Here is a 419-nt window from a genome sequence, read left to right as displayed (position 1 = left end):
GTCTTTACCTTGGCAGCGGGAATGTCGTAGTAGTCGAGCACTTCCTGCGCCATCAGTCGCGAGTGCGCAACGACGACGTGCGAGCGCACATAGTCTCGGCGCTCCAGCGCGATCTGCTGGCGATCCCAGAAGGCCGCCTTTTTTGAAAAGCTCTTGAGATAGCCGACGTGCGTGCCGCCACAAATAGCGATATCCGAAGCGCCCGTGCGATTGCAGCCGATCATCAGATCGATGTGCTCGCGCTTGGCCAGATGGCGCACGAGCCAGCCGAACGCGTGGTCATTCAATTTGCCGGGCAGCTTGCGCGTTGGCAATGCAACAGCCTTGACCTGGCGATATTCAGGAAGCGCCTTGTCCACCATCTTGGCGAAGAACACGGGACGGATGGCGCGCTCATGCAGGCCGCGCACCAGGTCCAT

At 60.1% G+C, this 419-nt stretch carries 1 protein-coding gene; it reads right to left on the bottom strand.

The window, feature by feature from the left end; translation table 11 throughout:
• On the bottom strand, positions 1–419 hold a 419-nt coding region (locus KDL01_RS47285), incomplete at both ends, for a glycosyltransferase family 4 protein (protein ID WP_212534318.1).

The sequence above is a fragment of the Actinospica durhamensis genome, from assembly GCF_018139695.1.
GTDB classification, from domain to species: domain Bacteria; phylum Actinomycetota; class Actinomycetes; order Streptomycetales; family Catenulisporaceae; genus Actinospica; species Actinospica durhamensis.
This window is presented reverse-complemented; position numbering and strand designations above follow the sequence as displayed.